Genomic DNA, 2,800 nt, shown 5'->3' with positions numbered 1-2,800 from the left:
AATAAAACTATATCTGGATTAAAAATATTTATATAATAATCATAATCAATTACATTATGATAATTATGTACCATAACTAATTCTGAAAAATTCTCCTTAAGAAACTTTTCTCTCTCTTGAAAATAACTTCCACCAAAAATAAGTATCTTAGGTGCATCTTTATTATCCGGATTTTTATAATGAGAAAAAGCTCTAAATTGTTCAGATTTTTTAATTTCATCATTGAAATCAGTAATATATTCAGATTTTCTCTCTTTTAAATTATAATGTGTAGTTTTTTCATTTATAGAAAAGTATGAAGCTGGAAGAGTTGTATTAGTATACTCTACAGGTTCAAATTTACTGATATCAAATTTATCCACTGTTGAATCTAAATTATGTAATCTATCTAATATAGATGAAATTCCAATGATAGCTCCAGTTTCATTCCAATGCCCAGCATCATATTTTTTATCAAAAACTTGTTTTGAATCTTTAGCATTTATCAAAGCTTCTCCAGTATATAAATAATTAATATCTTTACCTTCAAGAAGACTTAAAAAATAGTCAAGATTTTTATTGTCATAATTATACCCCTCTGGTAAAAACTCAGAGTATACAGTTGCTTTACTAGGCTCAAGGGCATATAAAAATTTTATATCTCTATCTATACAATATTTTTGAAAATTTAATATAAAGTCAGAATAGACTTCTTGAAACTCTTTATCAAGTGGGCTTTCGTGTAATTTGGAAAAAATATATCCATCTTTTCCGTATTGATAATTGGGATGTATCATTTCATCAAATAGCAAATCCATTCCTTTAGTGTATACATTAACCATTTCAGTTCTAAACCCTATACGATCTTCTATATAACTTTCTACATTTTCAGTAACATTATCTTGTGAAAATATCTCTGAAGAATCCATAAGTTCTCTATTATCTATATCTGAAACTTGATTAGACTTTAAATTTATATTAAATATAGGCAATACAATAATAAAAAGAAATATAATTATTCTAAAAAGATGTATTTTTTTCATACACTAACACCTCCTTTAAAATTGAAAGTAAATAAATGGACTATATGTTGAATTAACTATAAATATTATTGCAATGATTAATAAAACTCCAATAAATATTGTTTTCACTATCTGAAAGGCTTTTTTATCTTCATATACTTTAAATATATTATAAATTATTGGAAGAGAGCCTATAACCGATATAAACATCCAAAAAACTAATGATTTATTAACAAAGTAACTAAATTGGAAGGTAACTGTTGCAGCTTTATTTATCCCAAACATTATTGATAAATAATCTATAGCTTCCATTAAACCATTGGCTCTAAATAATACCCATCCTAATATAACAATAAACATAGTAATTGTTCTTTTTATAAAAGATGGAATTTTTACATACCATGTTTTTTTATTTATAAACTTTTCAATAATTATAAATACACCATGCCATACTCCCCATGCAACAAAGTTCCATGAAGCTCCATGCCATAAGCCTGTAACTAAAAAAACAATAAAAAGATTTAAATAAGTATTACCTGTTCTATTTCCACCTAATGGTATGTAAAGATATTCTTTAAACCAAGTAGATAAAGATATATGCCATCTTCTCCAAAATTCAGTTATAGATTTTGATATATATGGATAATTAAAGTTTTCCATAAATTTAAAACCAAATAAATGTCCTAATCCAATAGCCATATCAGAATATCCTGAGAAATCAAAGTATATTTGGAAGGTATAGCAAATAGCTCCTAACCATGCTGTTGGCAAATCAATTCCCGTACTTGAAAGTGAAAATATTGTATCAGCTATCATAGCTACAGTATCAGCAATAATTACCTTTTTTGCTAGTCCTATAACAAATCTTTCAATACCATAACTAAACTCTTCAATAGTTTCTTTTCTTTCTCTTATTTGATTATCTATATCTTTATATTTTACAATAGGACCTGCTATTAGTTGCGGGAAAAATGATACATATAAAGCAACAGAAAAAATATTTTTATTAACATTTGCATCATTTCTATATATATCAATTATGTATGACATACCTTGGAATGTAAAAAATGAGATGCCTATAGGTAATATAATCTCCTTGTATTGAAAACCGGTATTGAAGATACTATTAATATTTTCTATTGCAAATCCATAATATTTATAATAAAAAAGTAAACTTAAATTTAGTATTACGCCTATTATTAAAACAATTCTTTTTAATTTTTTCTCATCTTTTAACTTGTCAATAAGTAACCCAAATATGTAATTTATTAAAATACATCCACCTAATAATGGTAGGTTCTCTATACCTCCCCAAGCATAAAATAATAAACTCGCAAAAAGAGATATAAAATTTTTTAAAAGTTTACTGGGAAAAAGATTCCCTACGGTATAATAAATTAACAAAGTTATTGGTAAAAATACAAAAATGAATATTTGAGAACTAAATACCATGCCTTTCCTCCTTGTATTAAAATAATATAAGTTGTAACCAAGTTGTAACCATTTTGTTTATTATACCATGTATGTCAATACCAAAATTTTATTTTTAAGTACTTGAAAATATTGTTTTTAGTCCAATATAATTCTTATTTAAGAGCTTTATCTTTAGTTTCTTTATTATGTAAAAGGATGCATAAATATTCACAATTTCTTAATATTTTTCATGTAGAAAATTTACAATAGATATTCTCATTCTAGATACTCTTGTTTGTTTGAACTATAGTTCTATATCTACTAAATTATTTATAACTTCTATGATGTTATATCTTTATTCCCTCCTAAATAATCAATTTTCAATA

2 protein-coding genes are annotated in these 2,800 nt (G+C 25.0%); both read right to left on the bottom strand.

Annotated features, from left to right (window positions below; all coding sequences use genetic code 11):
* Positions 1–1,022 (bottom strand): alginate O-acetyltransferase AlgX-related protein (locus tag ACY1IQ_RS21045; RefSeq protein ID WP_461615822.1); only part of this gene is annotated, 1,022 nt, incomplete at its 3' end.
* A 15-nt stretch (positions 1,023–1,037) separates the two neighbouring features.
* Positions 1,038–2,453, bottom strand: coding sequence for an MBOAT family O-acyltransferase (locus ACY1IQ_RS21040; protein ID WP_461615821.1), 1,416 nt, complete (start codon positions 2,451–2,453; stop codon positions 1,038–1,040).
* Positions 2,454–2,800: the final 347 nt, after the last annotated feature.

This window comes from Clostridium sp. Marseille-QA1073, assembly GCF_054863625.1.
Note: the sequence above shows the minus strand (reverse complement) of the source record. Positions and strands in the feature narration are given on the sequence as shown.

Coding starts and splice junctions, on each gene's coding strand:
- ACY1IQ_RS21040 (WP_461615821.1), bottom strand. CDS start 2,453: ATGGTATTTAGTTCTCAAATATTCATTTTTGTATTTTTACCAATAACT.